This is a genomic window from Bradyrhizobium macuxiense (assembly GCF_001542415.1).
Lineage (GTDB): Bacteria > Pseudomonadota > Alphaproteobacteria > Rhizobiales > Xanthobacteraceae > Bradyrhizobium > Bradyrhizobium macuxiense.
Window position 1 is genome coordinate 51,461 of sequence record NZ_LNCU01000032.1, and the last position, 20,845, is coordinate 72,305.

The window sequence follows — 20,845 nt, forward strand, 5'->3', positions numbered from 1 at the left end:
CAGGCTCCGCGAAGCAATCCATCTCTCCGCATCCGTGGAAAGATGGATTGCTTCGTCGCTTCAGCGCAAAATTGCTTTGCAATTTGGTCGCGAGCTTCTCGCAATGACGTGGGGAGATATGCGAATCTTACCGCTTCTTGGCCACCTTGCGCTTCTTCGTCGTCTTTCGCTTCTTGGCAGCCTTCTTCTTGGCCGCCTTCTTCGGCACCTTCCTGCCCTTGGCCCGCGCCTCCGACAGGCCGATGGCGATGGCCTGCTTGCGGCTCTTCACCTTCCTCTTGGAACGGCCGCTGCGCAACGTCCCGGCCTTGCGCTTCTTCATCACGCGCCGAACGTCGCTCGATGTTTTCCGCGAGTACTTTCTTGCCATGAGTTTTTCTCCCGGTGAGCGAAAACAATCCTCACCGGTTGCGAAAGTTCCGAAGTTGTTGCGAGAGGCCACGGCACAGCACCCGGATGTCTCGTACAACGCAGGGCGCGACCGGCGCTCTAGTCCGCCGCGCGCAGCCGATAGCCGATGCCGGTCTCGGTCAACACGAATTGCGGACGCTCGGGATCGGCCTCGATCTTCTGGCGCAGCTGGCGCACATAGACGCGCAGGTATTGCGCATCGGTGAGCTCGTCCCACAATTCCTTCAGCAGGAAGCGGTGCGTCAGCACTTTGCCGGCATGCTGCACCAGGACGCGCAGGAGATCGTACTCCTTCGGCGACAGCTTGATCTCCTTCTCGCCGACCTTGACGATCCGGCGCACCAGATCGACCGAGAGATCGCCGGAGCGGAACACCGGCCGCTCGCCCTGCACCTGCAACTGGTGCCGGAGCGCGGCGCGCAGCCGCGCCAGCAGTTCGTCCATGCCGAATGGCTTGGTCAGATAGTCGTCGGCGCCGAGGTCGAGGGCCTGCACCTTGCCGGCCTCGTCGCCGCGGCTCGACAGCACCACGATCGGGACGCTCTCGCTGCGCCCGCGGATCATGCGCAGCAAATCGTGGCCCTGGATATCGGGCAATCCCAGATCGAGGATGATCAGCGCCGGGCCTTCGGCCAGCATGTCGAGGGCAGTCTTGCCGTTGGAAGCCTCGAGGATATCGTAACCCTGCGTGCTCAACCCCATCCGCAAGAGCTTGCGGATCGGCGGCTCGTCATCGATGACCAGGACCTTGATGAGCGTTGCGTTCATGCAGCAGTGTCCAGCGCGTTGGTGTCGGCCGGGATCGGCAGGCGGATGGTGATGACGGCGCCGGTCCGGTCGGAGCGGTTGGCCGCCGAGATCGTGCCGCGCATCGCCTCGACGAAGCCGCGCGAGATCGCGAGCCCAAGGCCGGTGCCGGGGCGGACATGGTCGCCCTTTTCGGCGCGATAGAACTTGTCGAACACGCTTTCCAGCTCGCCCGCCGGAATGCCGTTCCCCTCATCCATGATCTGCAGCGCGATCCGCTCGCGCTCGCGGATGCCGCGGATCGATATGGTGGTGTCCGAGGGCGCGTATTTGGCTGCGTTGTCGAGCAGGTTGAACAGCACCTGCTCGAACAGCACGGCATCGAGCTCCAGCATCGGCAGGTCGGCCGCGAGCTCCAGCGATACCTTGTGATGCACCAGGATCTTGGCGGCACGGCGCAGCGCGCTGCCGATGATCTCGCCGATATCGTGCCGCGCGGTGTTCGGCACGATCGCGCCCGATTCGAGCTTGGTCATGTCGAGCAGGTTCGCGATGAAGCGGTTCAGCCGCTCGGATTCGTCGATCACCGTCGCGAGCAGGTCATGCTTCTGCGCGTCCGTGAGATTGGCGCTGAGGTCGCGCAGGGCCGAGGCCGAGCCGAGCACCGAGGCGAGCGGCGTCTTGAGGTCGTGCGAGATCGAGGTCAGCAGCGCGCCGCGCAGGCGGTCGGATTCGACGGTGCGCTTGACGCGGTCCATGTCCTCGACCAGCAGCACGCGCTCGATCGCCAGTGCGCCCTGATCGATCAACGCATCGAGCAGCCGGCGCTGGTCTGGTGTCAGCAGGGGGCCGATGCGGTCATTGTCGATGCCGATCACGCCGATCGGGCCGCGGCCGGTGCGCATCGGCAGGAACAGCCGCTTCGCGCCCGGCAGCGTATCCGAGCCGCGGCCGGCCGGGCGATCGTTACCCCAGGCCCAGTTGGCGGCGGCGAGGTCGGCCTGGTCGAGCTGATCCTCGGGCGGATAGCCCGCCTTGACGGTCAGCACGCCGTCTTCCGGCAGCAACAGCACCACCCGCACCCGCAGCATCAGCGCGGTCTGATAGGCGGTCGCCCACAGCACGTCGTCGAGGGTCGCGGTGCCCGCGAGCTTGCGGCTGAACGCATAGAGCGACTCGGTGGTGCGGACACGGCCGATCGCGGTGTCGGCCTGCGTGCGCACGCGCGCCGCGACGTTGGAGACGATCAGCGCGATCAGCATGAAGAAGAAGAATGCCGCGACATTGGTCGGATCGGTGATGGTGAAGGTGTAGACCGGCGGCAGGAAGAAGAAATTGTAGCACAGCGAGGCCGCCACGCTCGCGAGCAGCGACGGCCACAGCCCGTAGCGCACGGCTGCGACGACCACGGCGGTGATGAAAACCAGGTCGACGTTCTCGACGCCGAAGATCGGCTGGATCAGTTCGGCCGTCCCGAGGCCGAGCCCGGTCATGAGCAGCGCCATCAGAAGGGGCCGCGGGTTGAACGGCTCCTGCCGCTGCGCGGTCTGCACCGGCGCCTTGGCGACCGGCTCCTCGTCGCCGGCGATCACATTGACGCTGATATTGCCGGCGCGGCGCACCAGATCGTGCACCACCGAGCCATGCGTCAGCTCGAACCAGCGCGAGCGGGTGGACTTGCCGATGATGATCTGCGTGACGTTGTTGGCCTGCGCAAAGTTGATGATGTCGTCGGCGATGCGGCGGCCGACGCCGGGAATGGTCAACGCCTCGCCGCCGAGCGACTCTGCAAGGCGCATGGTGTCGGCGAGCCGGTCGCGCTGCTCGTCGGTCAATTGCAGGCTGCGGCGAGTCTCGATGCTGAGTGCGGTCCAGGGCGCATGCAGCCGGTCGGACACGCGCTTGGTGTAGCGGACGAGACCGGCCGCGCGCGGGTCCTCGCTCACGCAGACCAGGATGCGCTCGCCCGCGGCCCAGGGACCGTTGATTGCATTGGCCTGCATATGGGTGAGCAGCTGCTCGTCGACCCGCTCAGCCGTGCGCCGCAGTGCGAGCTCGCGCAACGCGGTCAGGTTGCCGGGCGAGAAATAGTGCTCCAGCGCCCGCTCGGCCTGCCTGGGCACATAGACCTTGCCCTCCTTGAGCCGCTGGATCAGGTCGTCGGGCGTGAGGTCGATCAGCTCGATGGCATCAGCCCGATCGAACACCGAATCCGGCACGGTCTCGCGCACCCGGACATGGGTGATCTGCGCGACCACATCGTTGAGGCTCTCGATGTGCTGGATGTTGACGGCGGTGTAGACGTCGATGCCACGCGACAGCAATTCCTCGACGTCGAGATAGCGCTTGGGATGCCGGCTACCCGGTGCATTGGTGTGGGCGAGCTCGTCGACCAGCGCGAGCTGCGGACGCCGTGCGATCACGGCGTCGAGGTCCATCTCCTCGATCACCTGATCGCGATAGGTCAGCCGCTTGCGCGGCACCACTTCGAGGCCCTTGAGGAGCGCTTCGGTCTCGATTCGCCCGTGGGTCTCGACGACGCCGACCACGACGTCGACGCCCGCCTTGAGGCGGCCGTGGGCGCTCTGCAGCATCTCATAGGTCTTGCCGACGCCGGGGGCCGCGCCGACGAAGATCTTCAGGCGTCCGGAACGATCGGTCTCGCGGCGCGCCGCTTCCAGCAGCGCGTCCGGCGAGGGTCGCTTTTCGAGGTCACGGCGCTGATTGGCCATAACGCAATATAGTCATCCCTTCCGGTGCAGCCTACTCCCCTATTTCGTACCAACCGTATCCAGCGCCAGGTTGAGCGCAAGAACGTTAACACGCGGCTCGCCGATGACGCCGGCAAGGCGCCCTTGCGTGTTCTGCGTCACCAGCTGGCGCACCTGATCCTCCTGCATGTTGCGCGCCTTGGCGACCCGCGGCACCTGGAAGAGTGCTGCCTCCGGTGAGATGTCGGGATCGAGCCCGCTGGCCGAGGTGGTGACGAGATCGACCGGCACCGGAGAGGACGGGTTCTCCGCCTTCAGCTTCTCGACGTCCTCCTTGATGCGGTCATTCAGCGCCTTGCTGGTCGGGCCAAGGTTGGAGCCGCCGGAATTGGCGGCGTTGTACGGCGCCGGCACCGTCTTGGAGGAATCGTTCGGATCGGGCGCGACCGTCGCCGACGGCCGGCCGTGGAAGTACTTCGCTTCCTTGAACTCCTGCCCGATCAGGGCGGAGCCAACCACCTTGCCGTGCTTCTCGATCAGGCTGCCTTGCGCCTGCTTCGGGAAGATGGCGCCGGCGATCGCGGTCATGGCGAGCGGATAGGCCAGGCCCGTGATCGCGGTCAGCACGACCAGGACGAGGATGGCGGGGCGAATTTCTCTGAGCATGATTGTGGCTCCTTAAGCCATGCCCAAGGCGGCGACCACGAGGTCGATCGCCTTGATGCCGATGAAGGGAATGATGATGCCGCCAAGGCCGTAGATCATCAGATTGCGGCTGAGCAGCGCGCCGGCACCGACCGCGCGATACTTGACGCCCTTCAGCGCCAGCGGGATCAACGCGATGATGATCAGCGCGTTGAAGATGATCGCCGACAGGATCGCGCTCTGCGGGCTCGCCAGGTGCATGATGTTCAGCACCGAGAGCTGGGGATAGAACGCGAGGAACATCGCCGGGATGATCGCGAAATACTTCGCGACGTCGTTGGCGATCGAGAACGTGGTCAGGGCGCCACGGGTCATCAACAGCTGCTTGCCGATCTCGACCACCTCGATCAGCTTGGTCGGATTGGAGTCGAGGTCGACCATGTTGCCGGCCTCGCGCGCGGCCTGCGTTCCGGTGTTCATGGCAACGCCAACGTCAGCCTGCGCCAACGCCGGCGCGTCGTTGGTGCCGTCGCCGCACATCGCAACCAGCTTGCCCTTGGCCTGCTCGTCGCGGATCAGCTTGAGCTTGTCCTCTGGCGTTGCCTGCGCCAGGAAGTCGTCGACGCCGGCTTCAGCTGCGATCGCCGCGGCGGTCATCGGGTTGTCGCCGGTGATCATCACGGTGCGGATGCCCATGCGACGCAACTCGGCAAAGCGCTCGCGGATGCCGCCTTTGACGATGTCCTTGAGATGGATCACGCCGAGCAGCCGCCCATCCTTGGCGACGGCGAGCGGGGTGCCGCCGGCCTTGGCGATCTCGTCGGCGATTGCCTGCAGCTCGCGCGCAGCGTCGGTGTTGACGTTCGCCTGGATCGCGCGGACGGCGCTGCCATCGGCGATTGCCGAGGCGGCACCGCCGTTGATGTAGTTCAGGATCGCGTCCACCGCGCCCTTTCGGACGGCCGAGGAGCCGGCGTCGATGCCGCTCATGCGCGTCTGCGCCGTGAACGGAACGAAGGTCGCCGCGAGCTCCTTCATGTCGCGGCCGCGGATGCCGTACTTCTCCTTCGCCAGCACGACGATGGAGCGCCCCTCGGGCGTTTCGTCAGCCAGCGACGCAAGTTGCGCGGCGTCGGCCAGTTCCTGTTCGCCGACGCCGCGGATCGGACGGAACGCGGTCGCCTGCCGATTGCCGAGCGTTATGGTGCCGGTCTTGTCGAGCAACAGCGTATCGACGTCGCCGGCGGCTTCCACCGCGCGGCCGGACATCGCCAGCACGTTGAAGCGCACCAGGCGGTCCATGCCGGCGATGCCGATCGCCGACAACAGCGCGCCGATCGTGGTCGGGATCAAGGTCACGAACAGCGCAACCAGGATCACGACCGAGATCGAACCGCCGGCATAGGCGGCGTAGCTCGGGATCGTCACGGTGGCGAACACGAAGATGATGGTGAGGCCCGCCAGCAGGATATTCAGCGCGATCTCGTTCGGCGTCTTCTGCCGTTCGGCGCCCTCCACCAGCTTGATCATGCGGTCGATGAAGGTCGAGCCCTGGGCCGCCGTGATGCGAACGCGGATCCAGTCCGACAGCACCTGCGTGCCGCCGGTGACAGCCGAACGATCACCGCCGGATTCCCGGATCACCGGCGCGGATTCGCCCGTGATGGCCGCCTCGTTGACCGAGGCGACGCCTTCGATCACCTCACCGTCGGACGGGATGTTGTCGCCGGCCTCGACCAGCACGATATCGCCGACTTTCAGCGCGGTGCCAGGCACCAGCCGAAAGGTCCGGTCCGTTCCGGTCAGCAGCTTGGCCTGGCTCTCGGTGCGGGTCTTGCGCAGCGATTCCGCCTGCGCCTTGCCGCGGCCTTCGGCAACGGCCTCGGCGAAGTTGGCGAACAGCACCGTGAACCAGAGCCAGAGGATGATCTGGAAGGTGAAGGCGAGGCCCGCACCGCCGGTGACGAGATCACGGACGAAGATCAGGGCGGTCAGCGCGGCGACGATCTCGACTACGAACATGACCGGGTTCTTTGCCATCAGCCGGGGATCGAGCTTGACGAAGGCCGACGTGATCGCCGGCACCAGGATCTTGGGATCGAACATCGTCGATCCCTTCGCCTGCTTCTGCAGTTTCGCGGTTTCCATGGATGTCACTCCAGTCAAATTCGATCAGAACAGGGTATTGGCGTTCATGGCGAGGTGCTCGACGATCGGTCCGAGCGCCAGCGCCGGGAAGAAGGTCAGGCCGCCAATGATCAGGATGACGCCGACGACGAGCCCGACGAACAGTCCACCCGTCGTCGGGAACGTTCCGGCTGACGGCGGATGGGACTTCTTGTCGGCAAGCGAGCCGGCAATCGCCATCGCCGGGACGATCATGAAGAAGCGGCCGACGAACATCGCGGAGGCGAGCGTCAGATTGTAGAACAAGGTGTTGCCGCTGAGACCTGCGAACGCCGAGCCGTTGTTGCCGGTCGCCGATGTATAGGCATAGAGCACCTCGGTGAAGCCGTGCGGGCCGGCATTGGCCATCGAGGCTACCGCCGACGGCAGCACCACGCCAACGGCAGTCCAGCCGAGATACATCAGCGGCAGCACCAGGATCGCGAGCATCGCCATCTTGACCTCGCGCGCCTCGATCTTCTTGCCGACATATTCCGGCGTGCGGCCGACCATCAGGCCTGCGACGAAGATCGAGATGATCACGAAGATGAGCATGCCATAAAGGCCGGCGCCGACGCCCCCGACGATGATCTCGCCGAGCTGCATGTTGATCAGCGGAATCATGCCGCCGAGCGCGGTGAAGCTGTCATGCATGGCGTTGACCGCGCCGCAGGACGCCGCCGTGGTGACGACGGCGAACAGCGAGGACGCGACGATGCCGAAGCGCACCTCCTTGCCCTCCATATTGCCGCCGGTCAGGCCGAGCGCCTCCAGCATCGAGGTGCCGTTGGCCTCAGACCAATACGTGACAGCCACACCTGCGACGAACAGGACACCCATCACGGCGAGGATCGCCCAGCCCTGGCGCTCGTTGCCGACCATGCGACCGAACACATTGGTCATTGCGGCACCCAGCGCGAAGATCAGGACCATCTGCAGCAGGTTCGACAATGCGGTCGGGTTTTCGAACGGATGCGCGGCGTTGGCGTTGAAGAAGCCGCCGCCATTGGTGCCGAGCATCTTGATTGCAACCTGCGAGGCCACCGGCCCGAGCGCGATCGTCTGCTTGCCGCCCTCCAGCGTGGTGGCGTCGACATAGGGCTGAAGCGTCTGCGGCATGCCCTGCCAGACCAGGAACAGCGCGGCGACGACGCAGATCGGCAGCAGCACGTAAAGCGTGCAGCGCGTGACATCGACCCAGAAATTACCCACGGTGCGCATCGACGAGCGCGAGAAACCGCGGATCAGCGCCATCGCGAGCGCGATTCCGGTCGCGGCCGACAGGAAGTTCTGGTGGGTCAGGCCGAGCATCTGGACCAGATAGGACAGCGTGCTTTCGCCGCCGTAGTTCTGCCAGTTGGTGTTGGTGATGAAGGAGATCGCGGTGTTGAACGAGAGATCCTCGGAGACCGCGGTTTGACCGGCCGGGTTGAACGGCAGCAGCGCCTGCAGGCGCATCAGGCCATAGATGATGAAGAAGCCGCCGACATGGAACAGCAGCATGGCGACCGTATAGTTCAGCCAGTGCTGCTCGCGGCGCTCGTCAACGCCGCCGATCCAGTAGATGCCGCGCTCGACCGGGCGCAGCACGGGGGAGAGGAAGGTGCGGTCGCCGTTGAACACGCGGGTCATGTACCAGCCGAGCGGTTTGACAAGCGCGACGATGATCGCGCAGAAGAGAATGATCTGTATCCAGCCGATGACGGTCATTGCGTCAAACCTTTCGAATGGGTGCGAAGCGCAACAGCGGCACGAGCAGGCCGATCAACAGGCCGCTCAGCACCGCGTCCGCGGCGAGAATCATGAAAAGCGCCAGCATCGCGCGAGCCTAGAAGCGCTCGGGCCGCAGCAATGCATAAGTGAGGTAGAACAGCAGGCCGAGCGACACGGCCCCGGCGAGCGAGTAGTCGAAGATCATCGCATCCTCCCTAGAGCCGCTCGCAGGCATAGGCGTAGCCGATGCCGGCCGCGAAGAAGCCGAGCGCGAGCGCCGCCATGACAATGTCCATCATGAGAAACTCCTGTGCACGTCAGCCGCGGGCCATCGCATAAGCGCCCGCGCGCCGGATGGCCGTGAAGTGCCATCCGGGGCATAGGTTTTCGAGATGTAGCGAATAAGGACGTTATAGGAATCCCATAAAGGCCGCGGCGCGCTCCGGATCTGCAAGTTTGCGATGCGCAGCCAGTTCCCCCTTTATGGAATCCCTATATCTCCGCGTCCGCCCTCATCTCGTATTCAAATGGCGGTCCGGTCATTTTCGACGTGCGGCCAATGTGTTGAGCCGCGCGTAGGACGAGATGACGTAATGTCTCTGCAAGCAGATAACCCCTCCTCCGAGCTCGGCGACCGGCTGCGCGACGCCCATGTAGTCACCGCCGAATTCATGGCCGACATCATCAACCAGACCTGCCGGCGCTTCCCCGCGGCGGGACCGCGCAGCAAGGCCGCCCATGTCGAGTGCCTGATCCAGTCGGGCGCCTGGACCGATGCGGCGCTCGCGCTGATCGATCTCGAGCTACCGCAATGGCAGGTCCGCCGCCTGGTCTATGATGAGGGCGAATGGCATTGTGCGCTGTCGCGCACGCGGGAGCTGCCCGACTGGCTCGACCGGTCGATCGAGACCCATCACGCGGACCTTGCGCTCGCGATCCTCAGCGCCTTCGTCGAGGCCCAGCGAAGCAGCGCGCCGTCGAGCCGGACCAGCGTGCCCACCGTCCAGCGCACCACGGGCTCGCTCTATGAGCCGCTCTGCCTCGACAATTTCGGCTGAGGGCGGCACCACCGTGAGTGCGAAAGATCTGCCGCGGGAGCTGCGGTCGGTACAGGTCCTGATCCGGTTCGGATTCCGGCTCGCCATCATGATCGGCTTTGCCGTGTTCGCCGGCATCGGCTTCGGCAAGAGCTTCGTCGCCTTGCTGTGGATGTCCGCGCTGATCTGCGCGCTGGTCGGCGTCGTGAAGCGCGAACTGCCGTTCGCAGCCAATCTCAATCACTGGGACGAAATGACCGCCTATGTCGCGCTGTGCGCGCTCGGTACCGGCATCGTCCAGCACCTCTGAAACACCCTCATACTCTTATGACACTCCTGTGAAGTCGGCCATCGTTCGCGCTCGATTTCATATCCGGCCTTCGCGACATTGAACGCGTGAATTGGACTTGAAGGAATGACCAACGTGAAACTCTTCGAACCTCCGTCGTGTAGCGCAGCCTCCGCCGTCGTCGTCATCGGCCGCAACCGGCGCGGCCAGTGGGTCGCGCAGGAACAGAACGGCCTCTATGGCGGGCTGTTCGTCAACCGCGCCCAGGCCGTCAAATATGCGCTGTTCGAGAACGGCCAGCACCCTGAAATAATCGTCGAGCTCTCGCGCGAGATCGAGCTCGACATGCACCGGCAGACCACCAGCTTCCGCGCCAGCCGCGTCGCCTGATCCACCGATGCCTCGACCAAAGCCGAGATCGCGCAAGCGATGGCCGCCCTCGCCGATGAATATCTCGCGGAAGCGCGGTGAGAGCGGCAAGCCACCGCAATGCACAATAGCCCTAGGCGAACGTCGCCCGTAACGGCGCAGCCATATTGAGGTTGCGCAACGGAACCCCATATCCTCGGCAAGGGAGTGCTTGCCGTGCAGACCGTAAGGGCGGCCCTCGTTGCGGCGGCCGTGTTCGCCGCTCTGGTGCTTTCGATCCGTCCAGGTGCGGCGGAGGACAACAGCCGCCTTGCCCTGACCATCGCGATCGATGGCGCGATCGGTCCGGCCGCCGCCAGCTATGTGAAGGACGCCCTCGCCAAGGCCGCCGAACGGCGCGCCGAGGTCGTCATCCTGCGCATGAATACGCCGGGCGGTCTCAGCACCAGCATGCGCGAAATCATCACCGACGTGCTCGCCTCACCCGTTCCCGTGATCGGCTACGTCGCGCCATCCGGCGCCCACGCCGCAAGCGCCGGGACCTACATCCTCTATGCGACGCATATCGCCGCGATGGCGCCCGGCACCAATATCGGCGCGGCAACGCCGGTGCAGATCGGCAGTCCGATACCAGGCCTGCCAAGCGGGACCCCTGACAAGGGCGACAAGAAGGACGGCGACCACCCATCCGAGAAGGACACCATGACGACGAAGGTGACGAATGATGCCGTCGCCTTCATCCGCAGCCTCGCCGAACTGCGGGGCCGCAACGCCGACTGGGCCGAGAAGGCGGTGCGCGCGGCCGCCACCCTCTCCGCCAATGGTGCGCTGCAGGCCGGCGTCATCGAAATCGTCGCGCGCGATCCGGCCGACCTGCTGAAGCAGGTCGATGGCCGGATGGTGGAGGTCGCGGGCGGCAAGACGCAACGCCTGGCGACGAAGGACGACGTGGTCGAAGCCATCGATGCCGGTTGGGTCGCACGAACGCTGGCAGTCATCACCGACCCGAACGTCGCCTTCGTGCTCCTGGTGGTCGGCATCTACGGCCTGATCTTCGAATTCATGTCACCCGGCGCAGTGGCGCCGGGCGTGGTCGGGACGATCAGCCTGCTGCTCGGCCTCTACGCCCTCAACATGCTGCCGATCAACTACGCCGGCTTCGCCCTGATGCTGGTCGGGATCGCGTTGCTCGCCTTTGAAGCCTTCAACCCGACCGTCGTGATCGGCCTCGGCGGCGTTGTCGCCTTTGTGCTGGGCGCGGCCATGCTGTTCAGGATCGAGGCGCCCGGATACCACCTGTCATGGTCAGTCATCGCCATCGTCGCCGCGATGTTCACCGGCCTTATTGTCGTCGTGCTCGGCGCGCTCCGCCGGGCGCGCAAGGGTCCGGCCCGGGTCGGCGCCCAGGCCATGCGCGGCCTTCCGGCCGAGGTCCTCGACTGGTCGGAGACCTCGGGTCACGTCTTCGCCAATGGTGAGCGCTGGCAGGCACGCGGCACCGAAACGTTCAAGTCCGGAGAGATCGTCGAAGTGGCCAACATCGTCGGCTTGACGCTGGTGGTTCAGCGCTCGCCGACCGCCACCGGCGCAGGAGGTACAGCATGATGCTCGATTATCTCAGTTACGCGGCGCTCGTACTCATCATCATCATCTTTCTGTCGCAGGCGGTTCGCGTCCTGCGCGAATACGAGCGCGGCGTTGTCTTCACGCTCGGCCGCTTCACAGGAGTGAAGGGCCCTGGGCTCATCATCCTGATTCCGGTCGTGCAGCAGCTCGTGAAGGTCGATCTCCGGGTGATGGTACAGGTCGTGCCGCCGCAGGACGTGATCTCGCGCGACAACGTCTCGGTCAAGGTCAATGCCGTGCTCTATTTCCGCATCGTCGATGCCGAGCGCGCCATCATCAAGGTCGGCGACTACATGGCCGCGACCAGTCAGCTCGCGCAGACCACGCTGCGCTCGGTGCTCGGCAAGCACGATCTCGACGAGATGCTCGCGGAGCGCGACAAGCTGAACGCCGATATCCAGGAGATCCTCGACAAGCAGAGCGACGCTTGGGGCATCAAGGTCACCTCGATCGAGATCAAGGATGTCGATATCAACGAAACCATGGTGCGGGCGATCGCCAAGCAGGCCGAGGCGGAACGGCTGCGGCGCGCCAAGGTGATCAACGCGATGGGCGAGCAGCAGGCCGCCGAGAAGCTTGTCGAGGCCGGCCGGATCCTCGCCCAGGAGCCGCAGGCGATGCAGCTGCGCTATTTCGCGGCGCTGCATGACATCGCCGGCGAGCGCTCATCGACCGTGGTCTTCCCGCTGCCGATGAACCTGCTCGATCACCTGACGCGCCGAAGCGAAGCGACCTGACCGGGCTGATGCTTGGCGCGCCATGCCGGTCCCGGACCGCGCATGTAATGCGCCTCGGGACGATAGACGCTGATCGGTTGCTCGTGGCGCGTCGCGTCAACCTGGAAGATGCTGGGTTGCGGGTAGGAATTCGAGATGGCCTTAGACTGCGCCGAATAGGCGCGGCATAAGGGAGGTGACCTCCACTCGGGATCAGCTAGGCATGCTGCAAATCGGGACATCGCGGGCGTTTTCCTCTCAATTACCCTTGCCTTGAGCCGGTTTACGGTCGGCGACAACATCGATAACCTTGCATCCCACAGCGATATGGAGAGGCGCCCATGCGGCCCAAGGATTCCCTCAACTGGATGCTGTCGGACGCGATCGAAGCGCTCGCCCGCGCCGAGCGCCTGCACCAGCAGTTCCTGAACATCCGCCCGCTCACCGAGAGCCGCGAGCCGAGCTGGGAACCGCCGACCGACGTGATCGAAACCGACGATGAGATCCTGATCCTGGTAGCACTGCCGGGGGTCGACCCTGACGACGTCGAGGCGGCGCTCGACGGCGGTACGCTTGTGATCAGCGGTCGACGCACGCTGCCCCCGGAACTGCGCAATGCCCGCATCCTGCGCCTCGAACTGCCGCAGGGCCGGTTCGAGCGCCGCATCCAGCTACCGACGGGCCGTTACACCATCACCCGCTTCGCCGCGCACGGCTGCGTCGGGCTGCGCCTCGGAAAATCGAGTTAAGGAGTTCGGCATGGCTGCTTCCGACGTCTCAAGCGCAACGCCGGTATCGTCGTCCGAACGTTCGACGCCCATTCCAGCGGACGCGCTCATCATCGTCCCGGCCCGCAACACGGTGCTGTTCCCGAATGTCATCATCCCGATCACGATCGGGCGCGCGAAATCCATTGCCGCTGCCCAGCAGGCGGTGCGCGAACAGCGGCAGATCGGCATCCTGCTCCAGCGCGACGCCGAGGTGGACGACCCCGGCCCGGACGATCTGTACCGTATCGGCACCGTCGCCAATATCGTGCGCTACATCACCGGCGCCGACGAGACCCATCATCTGGTCTGCCAGGGCGTGCAGCGGATGCGCGTGCTGGACTACCTGCCGGGAACACCCTTCCTGGCGGCCCGCGTGCTGCAGATCCCGGAGCCCACGACGACGTCCCCGGAGATCGAGGCGCGCTTCCTCAATCTGCAGCGGCAGGCGCTCGAGGCCGCGCAATTGCTGCCGCAAGTGCCGCAGGAATTGATCGCAGCGCTACAAGGCACGAACTCACCGGCGACGCTGGCCGACCTTGCGACCTCCTACATGGATATCAAGCCGCAGGAAAAGCAGGACATCCTGGAGACGATCGACCTCGCGGCCCGGATGGACAAGGTGTCGCGCCACCTCGCCGAACGGATCGAGGTGCTCAGGCTCAGCCAGGAGATCGGGCAGAAGACCAAGGCCGCCTTCGACGAGCGGCAACGCGAGGCGATCCTGCGCGAGCAGATGGCGACGATCCAGCGCCAGCTCGGCGAAGGCGACGGCAAGGCGGCCGAAGTCGCGGAGCTGACCAAGTCGATCGCCGCGGCCAAGATGCCGCCGGAGGCGGAAGGCCAGGCACAGAAGGAGCTGCGTCGCTATGAGCGGATGCCGGAGGCCGCCGCCGAATCCGGCATGGTCCGAAGCTACCTCGACTGGCTGATCGATCTGCCCTGGAGCCTGCCCGAGGAGAAACCGATCGACATCACCGAGGCACGGCGCATCCTCGATGCGGACCACTACGGCCTGGAGAAGATCAAGAGCCGCATCATCGAATATCTCGCCGTGCGCAAGCTGGCGCCAAGCGGCAAGGCCCCGATCCTCTGCTTCGTCGGACCACCCGGCGTCGGCAAGACCTCGCTCGGACAGTCGATCGCACGCGCAATGTCGCGGCCGTTCGTGCGCGTCAGCCTCGGCGGCGTACATGACGAGGCGGAGATCCGCGGCCACCGCCGCACCTATATCGGCGCGCTGCCGGGCAACATCATCCAGGCCATCAAGAAGGCCGGCGCGCGCAATTGCGTGATGATGCTCGACGAGATCGACAAGATGGGCCGCGGCATCCAGGGCGATCCATCCGCCGCGATGCTCGAAGTGCTCGACCCCGAGCAGAACGGCACGTTCCGCGACAACTACCTCGGCGTACCGTTCGACCTTTCGCGGGTCGTCTTCATCGCGACCGCCAACATGCTCGATGGTGTGCCGGGGCCGCTGCTCGACCGCATGGAGATCATCAGCCTTGCCGGATATACCGAGGAAGAGAAGCTCGAGATCGCGAAGCGCTATCTGGTCCGGCGCCAGCTCGAAGCCAACGGGTTGAAGTCCGAACAGGCCGAGATCGAGCCCGACGCGCTGAGGCTGATCATCCGCAGCTATACCCGCGAGGCCGGCGTGCGCAATCTGGAGCGCGAGATCGGCAAGGTGTTCCGCAACGTCGCGGTGCAGATCGCCGAAGGCAGCGCGAGCCACGTCACGATAGCGCCGAAGGATATCGTGACGCTGCTCGGCCAGCCGCGGTTCGAGAACGAGATCGCGATGCGCACCAGCATTCCCGGCGTTGCGACCGGGCTCGCCTGGACCCCGGTCGGCGGCGACATCCTGTTCATCGAGGCCTCACGTACGCCGGGCAGGGGCGCGCTGATCCTCACCGGCCAGCTTGGCGAAGTCATGCGCGAGAGCGTGCAGGCCGCGCTGACGCTGGTGAAGAGCCGCGCCTCGCAGCTCGGAATCGACCCGACGATCTTCGAGAAGAGCGACATCCACGTCCACGTGCCGGCTGGCGCGACACCGAAGGACGGCCCGAGCGCGGGCGTTGCGATGTTCACCGCCCTCACCTCGCTGCTGACGGATCGCACCGTGCGCAGCGACACCGCGATGACCGGGGAAATCTCGCTGCGTGGGCTGGTGCTGCCGGTCGGCGGCATCAAGGAAAAGGTCGTCGCTGCCGCCGCGGCCGGCCTGACCCGTGTCATGCTGCCGGCACGAAACAAGCGCGACTTCGACGACATCCCGGCGAGCGCCCGCGCCAAGCTGGAGTTCATCTGGCTCGAGCGCGTCGATGATGCGATCGCAGCAGCGCTGGAAGCCGCGAAGACGACGCCCGCGGCTGCGGAGTGACGATTGCTGACGTCATCGGCGAAAGCTGACTGAGCCGGGAGCGGTGTTTCGCGGCCTACTTGGACCGGCGACCCTTGTAGAACCCGGCGTTCGTCGTGTTCTGCTTGATGTTGGCCGTGTCGCCTTGCTCCGCAAGGTTGTCCACGGCCTTCGTGGACAAGGTATCCTTCTTGATCTCCATTCCGCCGCCCGTGCCCTTGGGGCTACGGCTGGCGCGAGGGACGGGCGGCATCTTGTTGTGACGTGACATGGCTGCGCCTCACTCTGTTGCCCATTCGCGAGTCCAAAGCGTCCTTCCCTACTCTGCCGCCGAGCGCAGTTCAGCCTTCTCGGCGCGCACCGCGCAGAACTTGAATTCCGGGATCTTGCCGAACGGATCGAGCGCCGGGTTGGTCAGCAGGTTCGCTGCCGCCTCGGCGTAGCAGAACGGCATGAACACCATGTTCTCCGGCACGTCGCGGTCGGAGCGCACCTTGATCTCGACCGCGCCGCGGCGGGTCTGCAGCCGGATGAAATCGCCGGGCCACAGCTGCATCTTCCGCATGTCCTTCGGCGACATGAAGGCGACGGCCTCGGGCTCGATCTGGTCGAGCACGGAAGCGCGGCGCGTCATCGAGCCGGTGTGCCAATGCTCGAGCACGCGGCCCGTCGACAGAACCATCGGATACTCGGCGTCGGGCAGTTCATCCGGCGGGATCACATGCGCCGGCACGATCTTCCCGCGTCCGTTCTCGGTCGGGAAGCCCGTGGTGAAGATGATCTCGTTGCCGGGCTGGTGCGGATCGTCGACCGGATAGGTCACGGCGCCCTCGCGCACCAGGCGGTCCCAGGTGATATTGTTCAGCGACGGCATCACCTCGGTCATCTCGGTGAACACGTCGGCCGGTCCGTTGTAGTTCCACGGCAGGCCCATGCGCTTGCCGATCTCCTGGATGATCCAGAGATCCTGCCGCGCGTCGCCCGGCGGCCGGATCACCTCACGCGCGAGCTGCACGCGGCGGTCTGTGTTGGTGAAGGTGCCGGACTTCTCGGCGAAGGCCGACGCCGGCAGGATCACGTCGGCATGGAACGCGGTCTCGGTGACGAAGAGATCCTGCACCACGAGATGATCGAGTTTCGTCAATGCCTCGCGGGCATGCTGGAGGTCCGGGTCCGACATCGCGGGGTTCTCGCCCTCGATATACATGCCGTGGATCTCGCCGGCATGGATCGCGTTCATGATCTCGACCACGGTCAGGCCGCGCACGGGATCGAGGTCCTGCTGCCAGAGCCGCTCGAACGGCGCGCGCAGATCGGTGCGGCCGACCGGCATGTAGTCCGGCAGGAACATCGGGATCAGGCCGGCGTCGGAGGCGCCCTGCACGTTGTTCTGGCCGCGCAGCGGATGCAGCCCGGTGCCAGGACGGCCGACCTGGCCGGTGATCAGCGCGAGCGCAATCAGGCAGCGCGCATTGTCGGTACCGTGGACATGCTGGCTGATGCCCATGCCCCAGAAGATGATCGAGGATTTCGCGCGTGCATAGGTGCGCGCCACCTCGCGCAAGGTCTCCGCCGGGATGCCGCAGATCGCTTCCATCTTCTCGGGCGGAAAATCCTTGATCTTCTCCTTCAGCTCGTCGAAGCCCTCGGTGTAGCCGGCGATGTACTGCTCGTCGGTCAGGCCTTCGGTGATGATCGTGTGGATCATTGCGTTCAGCATCGCGACATCGCTGCCCGGCTTGAACTGCAGATGCTCCGTCGCATGGCGCGACAGCGTCTGCCGGCGCGGATCCATCACGAACAGCTTGGCGCCGTTCTTGGCCGCGTTCTTGATGAATGTCGCCGCGACGGGATGGTTCACGGTCGGATTGGCGCCGATCACCCAGATCACCTCGGCATCCATTGCGGCCGCGAACGGCGCTGACACCGCGCCGGAGTTGAGGCCTTCCATCAGCGCCGCCACCGACGAGGCATGGCAGAGCCGCGTGCAATGGTCGACATTGTTGGAGCCGAAGCCGGTGCGCACCAGCTTCTGGAACAGATAGGCTTCCTCGTTGGAGCCCTTGGCCGAGCCGAAACCGGCGAGCGCCTTGACGCCCTTCTCGTCGCGTATCTTCTTCAAGCCGTTGGCCGCGAGATCCAGCGCCTCCTCCCACGTTGCCTCGCGGAAGTGGGTGAAGGGATTGGCCGGATCGACCTGGTCGTTGGGATCCTTCTTGACGTTGGGCAGCCGCACCAGCGGCTTGGTCAGGCGATTGGGGTGATGGATGTAGTCGAAGCCGAAGCGGCCCTTGACGCAGAGCCGGTTGTGATTGGCGGGGCCGTCGCGACCTTCCGCATAGATCACCTTCTCGTCCTTGACCTGGTAGGTGACCTGGCAGCCGACGCCGCAATATGGGCAGAGCGAATCCACCTTGCGGTCGGGATAGGTGACGCGCTCCTGCTTGTCGTCGAGCATCACCGATGGCATCAGCGCGCCGGTCGGACAGGCCTGCACGCATTCGCCGCAGGCCACGCAGGTCGACTCGCCCATCGGATCGTCGAAGTCGAACACGATCTTGGCATCGTGATTGCGATACGCCATGCCGATGACGTCGTTGACCTGCACCTCGCGGCAGGCGCGCACGCACAGGCCGCACTGGATGCAGGCATCGAGATTGACGCGCATCGCCGGATGGCTGGCGTCGGCGGCCCAGCGCTCCGCGGCCGGAAAGCGGCTCTCGGTGACGCCGGTCTTCTCCGCCCAGTGCCAGAACTTGGAGTCCGGATCGTGCGAGGTCTCGCGCGGCGGCTGGTCGGCGACCAGAAGCTCCATCACCATCTTCTGCGCGGCAACCGCGCGCGCGCTCGCGGACTTGACCTTCATGCCGACCGCAGGCGTGCGCTTGCAGGATGCCACCAGCACGCGCTCGCCCTCGATCTCGACCATGCAGGCGCGGCAATTGCCGTCGGGCCGATAATCGGGCGCCGGCGAGTAGCAGAGATGCGGGATCTCGTTGCCCTGGCGTTTTGCGACCTGCCAGATGGTTTCGCCTGGATTGGCCTCGACCTGCTGGCCGTCGAGCTCGAATGTAATCTTGGTCATTCGGCAGCTTCCTTGAACTCGTCGGGGAAGTATTTAATCACCGATGTCAGCGGATTGGAGGCGGCCTGCCCGAGGCCGCAGATCGACGCATCGCGCATCGCCTGGCTCAGCTCGTCGAGCAGTGCCCGGTTCCAGACCGGCCGTTCCATCAGCTGCGCCGCCTTCTGGGTGCCGGCGCGGCACGGCGTGCATTGGCCGCAGCTCTCGTCCTCGAAGAAGCGCATCAGGTTCAACGCCGCGAGCCTGACGCTGTCCTTTTGCGACAGGATCACGATCGCGGCGGAGCCGATGAAGCAGCCGTATTTCTCTAGCGTGCCGAAATCTAGCGGGATGTCGTCCATCGTGGCCGGCAGGATGCCGCCGGACGCGCCGCCCGGCAGGTAGGCGTGGAAGGTGTGGCCGTCGGCCATGCCGGCGCAATATTCGTCGATCAGCTCGCGCACAGTGATGCCGGCCGGCGCAAGCTTCATGCCGGGGTTCTTTACGCGCCCAGAGACCGAGAAGCTGCGCAGACCGTGCCGCTCGTGGCGGCCATGGCTCTTCCACCAGTCGGCGCCCTTCTCGACGATGTCGCGCACCCACCACAGCGTCTCGACATTGTTGATCAGCGTCGGCAGGCCGAACAGGCCGACCTGGAACGGATAAGGCGGCTTGTGCCGGGGCAGGCCGCGCTTGCCCTCGATGCTCTCGAGCAGCGAGGATTCCTCACCGCAGATATAGGCGCCGGCGCCGCGCCGCATGTGCAGCTTCGGGCCGCCCGCAGACAGCTTGGCGATCTCGCGTTCGAGGATCTCGCGCGATGCCGGGTATTCGTCGCGGATGTAGATGTAGACCTCGGGCGCCTCGACGACATGCGCGCCGATCAGCATGCCCTCGAGAAAGCGATGCGGGTCAGTCTCGAGATAGATTCGGTCCTTGAAGGTGCCAGGCTCGCCCTCGTCGCCGTTGACGGCCATCAGCCGCGGGCCGGGCTCGCCAAGCACAGCGCGCCATTTGCGTCCCGTGGGGAAGCCGGCGCCGCCGAGCCCGCGCAGGCTGGCATCGTCGAGCGCTTTCAGCAGGTCTTCCCTGGCGAGCTCGCCCGAACGCAGCCGGTTGAGCAGCACGTAGCCGCCATCGGCGACATAGGCGTCGTAGTCGATATAGGCCGGCAGATGCGCATGCGTGTTGCCGGCTTTTGCTGCGGCCATCACATTGGCGACCGTCGCGTGATCGACGAAATTGTGCCCGACCTCGGCAGCCGGCGCAGTGTCGCAGCGGCCGACGCAAGGTGCGCGCACGACGCGGATGTCGGGGCCGGACGCGCTCTGCAGATCCTGCAACAGCTGCTCGGCGCCAAGCATCCCGCAGGTGAGCGAGTCGCAGACGCGGATGGTCAGGGGCGCGATATCGGGCTCGCCCTCCTTCACCACGTCGAAATGCGCATAAAAGGTCGCGGTCTCGAACACCTCGGCGAATGACAGCTTCATCTCGTCGGCAAGCGCAGCGAGATGCGCCGCCGAGATCTGGTGGTAGCGGTCCTGGATCAGGTGCAGGAACTCGATCAGCATGTCGCGCTGCCGCGGCCAGTCGCCGAGCAGTTGCTCGATCTCATGCGCCGCGGTCGGGTCGACCTGGCGGCCCTTGGGCGTGGCTTTCGCGCGCTTCCGCCCCGCGCCGGGATGCTCGAAATTGCGGACCTGGTGCATGTCGTGGGTCGTCATCGGAGGCGTCTCGTTACCGCTGTCAGATCAATAGTCTAGCGTCTTGGCATGCCAGATGCCAATAGAATTTCGAACCCTTCCAAACAGCATTAAGGGGCATGCAGCCGTCGCTGTCACGCCCCCTTTCGTCAACGCATTCGCGAGGTGCCGGTTCTCACGTCTTCTCCATGCAATCGGCGATGAAGAACCAGCGGTCGTCGCCGGTCAGGCCCTTGGCCTTCACCTCCTTGCGGCAGGCCTTCAGCTTCGGCTTGTTGGCCCTCCACTGCGCCTTCATGGCCTTCAGCTTCTCCATCGTCAGCTTGATCTTGGATGGCTTAGCGGTGGTCGCGGCCGGCGCGGGTGCGGCCGGTGCCGCGGTCTGTGCCGATGCCATATGCAGCGTGCCGCACACCAGCAGCACGGCGGCGAGACAGGTTCCGATGCGAAACATTGGGGAAATTCCCTTTGGTCAATCCGTTGAATTGAAAGACGAGGCGATCAGCGGAACGAGTC

General features: G+C 65.2%; 18 protein-coding genes. 7 read left to right on the forward strand and 11 right to left on the reverse strand.

The window, feature by feature from the left end:
- Positions 1-127 precede the first annotated feature (127 nt).
- From AS156_RS07270 to AS156_RS07300, 7 genes are all read right to left on the reverse strand, one after another.
- Complete coding sequence (locus tag AS156_RS07270) at positions 128-370, reverse strand: DUF6496 domain-containing protein (RefSeq protein ID WP_066501964.1); 243 nt, start codon at positions 368-370, stop codon at positions 128-130.
- A gap of 119 nt (positions 371-489) precedes the next feature.
- Complete coding sequence (locus AS156_RS07275) at positions 490-1,179, reverse strand: response regulator (protein WP_066501967.1); 690 nt, start codon at positions 1,177-1,179, stop codon at positions 490-492.
- Positions 1,176-3,890 carry a sensor histidine kinase gene (locus AS156_RS07280; RefSeq protein WP_066501970.1) on the reverse strand — a complete coding sequence of 905 codons (2,715 nt, stop codon included), beginning with the start codon at positions 3,888-3,890 and terminating at the stop codon, positions 1,176-1,178. Before AS156_RS07280 ends, AS156_RS07275 begins: the two co-directional genes overlap by 4 nt.
- Before the next feature lie 39 nt (positions 3,891-3,929).
- Positions 3,930-4,535, reverse strand: coding sequence for a K(+)-transporting ATPase subunit C (locus AS156_RS07285; RefSeq protein ID WP_066501973.1), 606 nt, complete (start codon positions 4,533-4,535; stop codon positions 3,930-3,932).
- Between the two features lie 12 nt (positions 4,536-4,547).
- A complete protein-coding gene (kdpB, locus tag AS156_RS07290) occupies positions 4,548-6,662 on the reverse strand; it encodes a potassium-transporting ATPase subunit KdpB (RefSeq protein ID WP_066501975.1) in 2,115 nt (704 codons plus the stop codon).
- A 24-nt stretch (positions 6,663-6,686) separates the two neighbouring features.
- Positions 6,687-8,390, reverse strand: coding sequence for a potassium-transporting ATPase subunit KdpA (gene kdpA, locus AS156_RS07295; RefSeq protein ID WP_066501977.1), 1,704 nt, complete (start codon positions 8,388-8,390; stop codon positions 6,687-6,689).
- Between the two features lie 118 nt (positions 8,391-8,508).
- Positions 8,509-8,598, reverse strand: coding sequence for a K(+)-transporting ATPase subunit F (locus tag AS156_RS07300; protein ID WP_018454042.1), 90 nt, complete (start codon positions 8,596-8,598; stop codon positions 8,509-8,511).
- 388 nt (positions 8,599-8,986) lie between these two features.
- Here AS156_RS07300 and AS156_RS07305 point away from each other — a divergent pair, with 388 nt between their 5' ends.
- From AS156_RS07305 to lon, 7 genes are all read left to right on the forward strand, one after another.
- On the forward strand, positions 8,987-9,451 hold the full coding sequence (locus AS156_RS07305) for a hypothetical protein (protein ID WP_066501979.1): 465 nt from the start codon (positions 8,987-8,989) through the stop codon (positions 9,449-9,451).
- A gap of 13 nt (positions 9,452-9,464) precedes the next feature.
- Positions 9,465-9,740: a hypothetical protein gene (locus tag AS156_RS07310; protein ID WP_136626070.1), complete on the forward strand. Its 276-nt coding sequence runs from the start codon at positions 9,465-9,467 to the stop codon at positions 9,738-9,740.
- A gap of 114 nt (positions 9,741-9,854) precedes the next feature.
- Positions 9,855-10,109, forward strand: a complete 255-nt coding sequence (locus AS156_RS07315) for a hypothetical protein (RefSeq protein ID WP_066502218.1) — start codon at positions 9,855-9,857, stop codon at positions 10,107-10,109.
- A 195-nt stretch (positions 10,110-10,304) separates the two neighbouring features.
- Complete coding sequence (locus AS156_RS07320) at positions 10,305-11,693, forward strand: NfeD family protein (protein WP_066502220.1); 1,389 nt, start codon at positions 10,305-10,307, stop codon at positions 11,691-11,693.
- The gene (locus tag AS156_RS07325) at positions 11,690-12,451 is read left to right on the forward strand and encodes a slipin family protein (RefSeq protein WP_066501986.1); all 762 of its coding nucleotides are present in this window, start codon (positions 11,690-11,692) and stop codon (positions 12,449-12,451) included. Before AS156_RS07320 ends, AS156_RS07325 begins: the two co-directional genes overlap by 4 nt.
- 320 nt (positions 12,452-12,771) lie before the next feature.
- Positions 12,772-13,179 carry an Hsp20/alpha crystallin family protein gene (locus AS156_RS07330; RefSeq protein ID WP_066501991.1) on the forward strand — a complete coding sequence of 136 codons (408 nt, stop codon included), beginning with the start codon at positions 12,772-12,774 and terminating at the stop codon, positions 13,177-13,179.
- Positions 13,180-13,189: 10 nt separating this feature from the next.
- Entirely contained in the window at positions 13,190-15,583 is a 2,394-nt protein-coding gene (gene lon / locus AS156_RS07335) for an endopeptidase La (protein WP_066501993.1), read from the forward strand.
- 55 nt (positions 15,584-15,638) lie between these two features.
- On the opposite strand, the gene AS156_RS41840 is transcribed toward lon, so the two are convergent.
- From AS156_RS41840 to AS156_RS07350, 4 genes are all read right to left on the reverse strand, one after another.
- Positions 15,639-15,833 (reverse strand): hypothetical protein, encoded by a 195-nt coding sequence (locus tag AS156_RS41840; protein WP_136626072.1) that lies wholly within the window; start codon positions 15,831-15,833, stop codon positions 15,639-15,641.
- Between the two features lie 48 nt (positions 15,834-15,881).
- Complete coding sequence (gene fdhF / locus AS156_RS07340; RefSeq protein WP_066501996.1) at positions 15,882-18,647, reverse strand: formate dehydrogenase subunit alpha; 2,766 nt, start codon at positions 18,645-18,647, stop codon at positions 15,882-15,884.
- Entirely contained in the window at positions 18,644-20,350 is a 1,707-nt protein-coding gene (locus AS156_RS07345; protein WP_066501999.1) for an NADH-ubiquinone oxidoreductase-F iron-sulfur binding region domain-containing protein, read from the reverse strand. The genes fdhF and AS156_RS07345 overlap by 4 nt, the downstream gene beginning before the upstream one ends.
- Before the next feature lie 154 nt (positions 20,351-20,504).
- On the reverse strand, positions 20,505-20,783 hold the full coding sequence (locus AS156_RS07350; RefSeq protein ID WP_066502002.1) for a hypothetical protein: 279 nt from the start codon (positions 20,781-20,783) through the stop codon (positions 20,505-20,507).
- Positions 20,784-20,845 lie beyond the last annotated feature (62 nt).

Excerpts from the sequence above, each read along its gene's own strand:
- AS156_RS07345 (WP_066501999.1), bottom strand. The coding sequence starts at position 20,350 with ATGACGACCCACGACATGCACCAGGTCCGCAATTTCGAGCATCCCGGC.
- kdpB (WP_066501975.1), bottom strand. The coding sequence starts at position 6,662 with ATGGAAACCGCGAAACTGCAGAAGCAGGCGAAGGGATCGACGATGTTC.
- AS156_RS07330 (WP_066501991.1), top strand. The coding sequence starts at position 12,772 with ATGCGGCCCAAGGATTCCCTCAACTGGATGCTGTCGGACGCGATCGAA.
- AS156_RS07350 (WP_066502002.1), bottom strand. The coding sequence starts at position 20,783 with ATGTTTCGCATCGGAACCTGTCTCGCCGCCGTGCTGCTGGTGTGCGGC.
- AS156_RS07305 (WP_066501979.1), top strand. The coding sequence starts at position 8,987 with ATGTCTCTGCAAGCAGATAACCCCTCCTCCGAGCTCGGCGACCGGCTG.
- AS156_RS07280 (WP_066501970.1), bottom strand. The coding sequence starts at position 3,890 with ATGGCCAATCAGCGCCGTGACCTCGAAAAGCGACCCTCGCCGGACGCG.
- lon (WP_066501993.1), top strand. The coding sequence starts at position 13,190 with ATGGCTGCTTCCGACGTCTCAAGCGCAACGCCGGTATCGTCGTCCGAA.
- AS156_RS07275 (WP_066501967.1), bottom strand. The coding sequence starts at position 1,179 with ATGAACGCAACGCTCATCAAGGTCCTGGTCATCGATGACGAGCCGCCG.
- AS156_RS07300 (WP_018454042.1), bottom strand. The coding sequence starts at position 8,598 with ATGATCTTCGACTACTCGCTCGCCGGGGCCGTGTCGCTCGGCCTGCTG.
- AS156_RS07285 (WP_066501973.1), bottom strand. The coding sequence starts at position 4,535 with ATGCTCAGAGAAATTCGCCCCGCCATCCTCGTCCTGGTCGTGCTGACC.
- AS156_RS07325 (WP_066501986.1), top strand. The coding sequence starts at position 11,690 with ATGATGCTCGATTATCTCAGTTACGCGGCGCTCGTACTCATCATCATC.
- AS156_RS07270 (WP_066501964.1), bottom strand. The coding sequence starts at position 370 with ATGGCAAGAAAGTACTCGCGGAAAACATCGAGCGACGTTCGGCGCGTG.
- AS156_RS41840 (WP_136626072.1), bottom strand. The coding sequence starts at position 15,833 with ATGTCACGTCACAACAAGATGCCGCCCGTCCCTCGCGCCAGCCGTAGC.
- kdpA (WP_066501977.1), bottom strand. The coding sequence starts at position 8,390 with ATGACCGTCATCGGCTGGATACAGATCATTCTCTTCTGCGCGATCATC.
- fdhF (WP_066501996.1), bottom strand. The coding sequence starts at position 18,647 with ATGACCAAGATTACATTCGAGCTCGACGGCCAGCAGGTCGAGGCCAAT.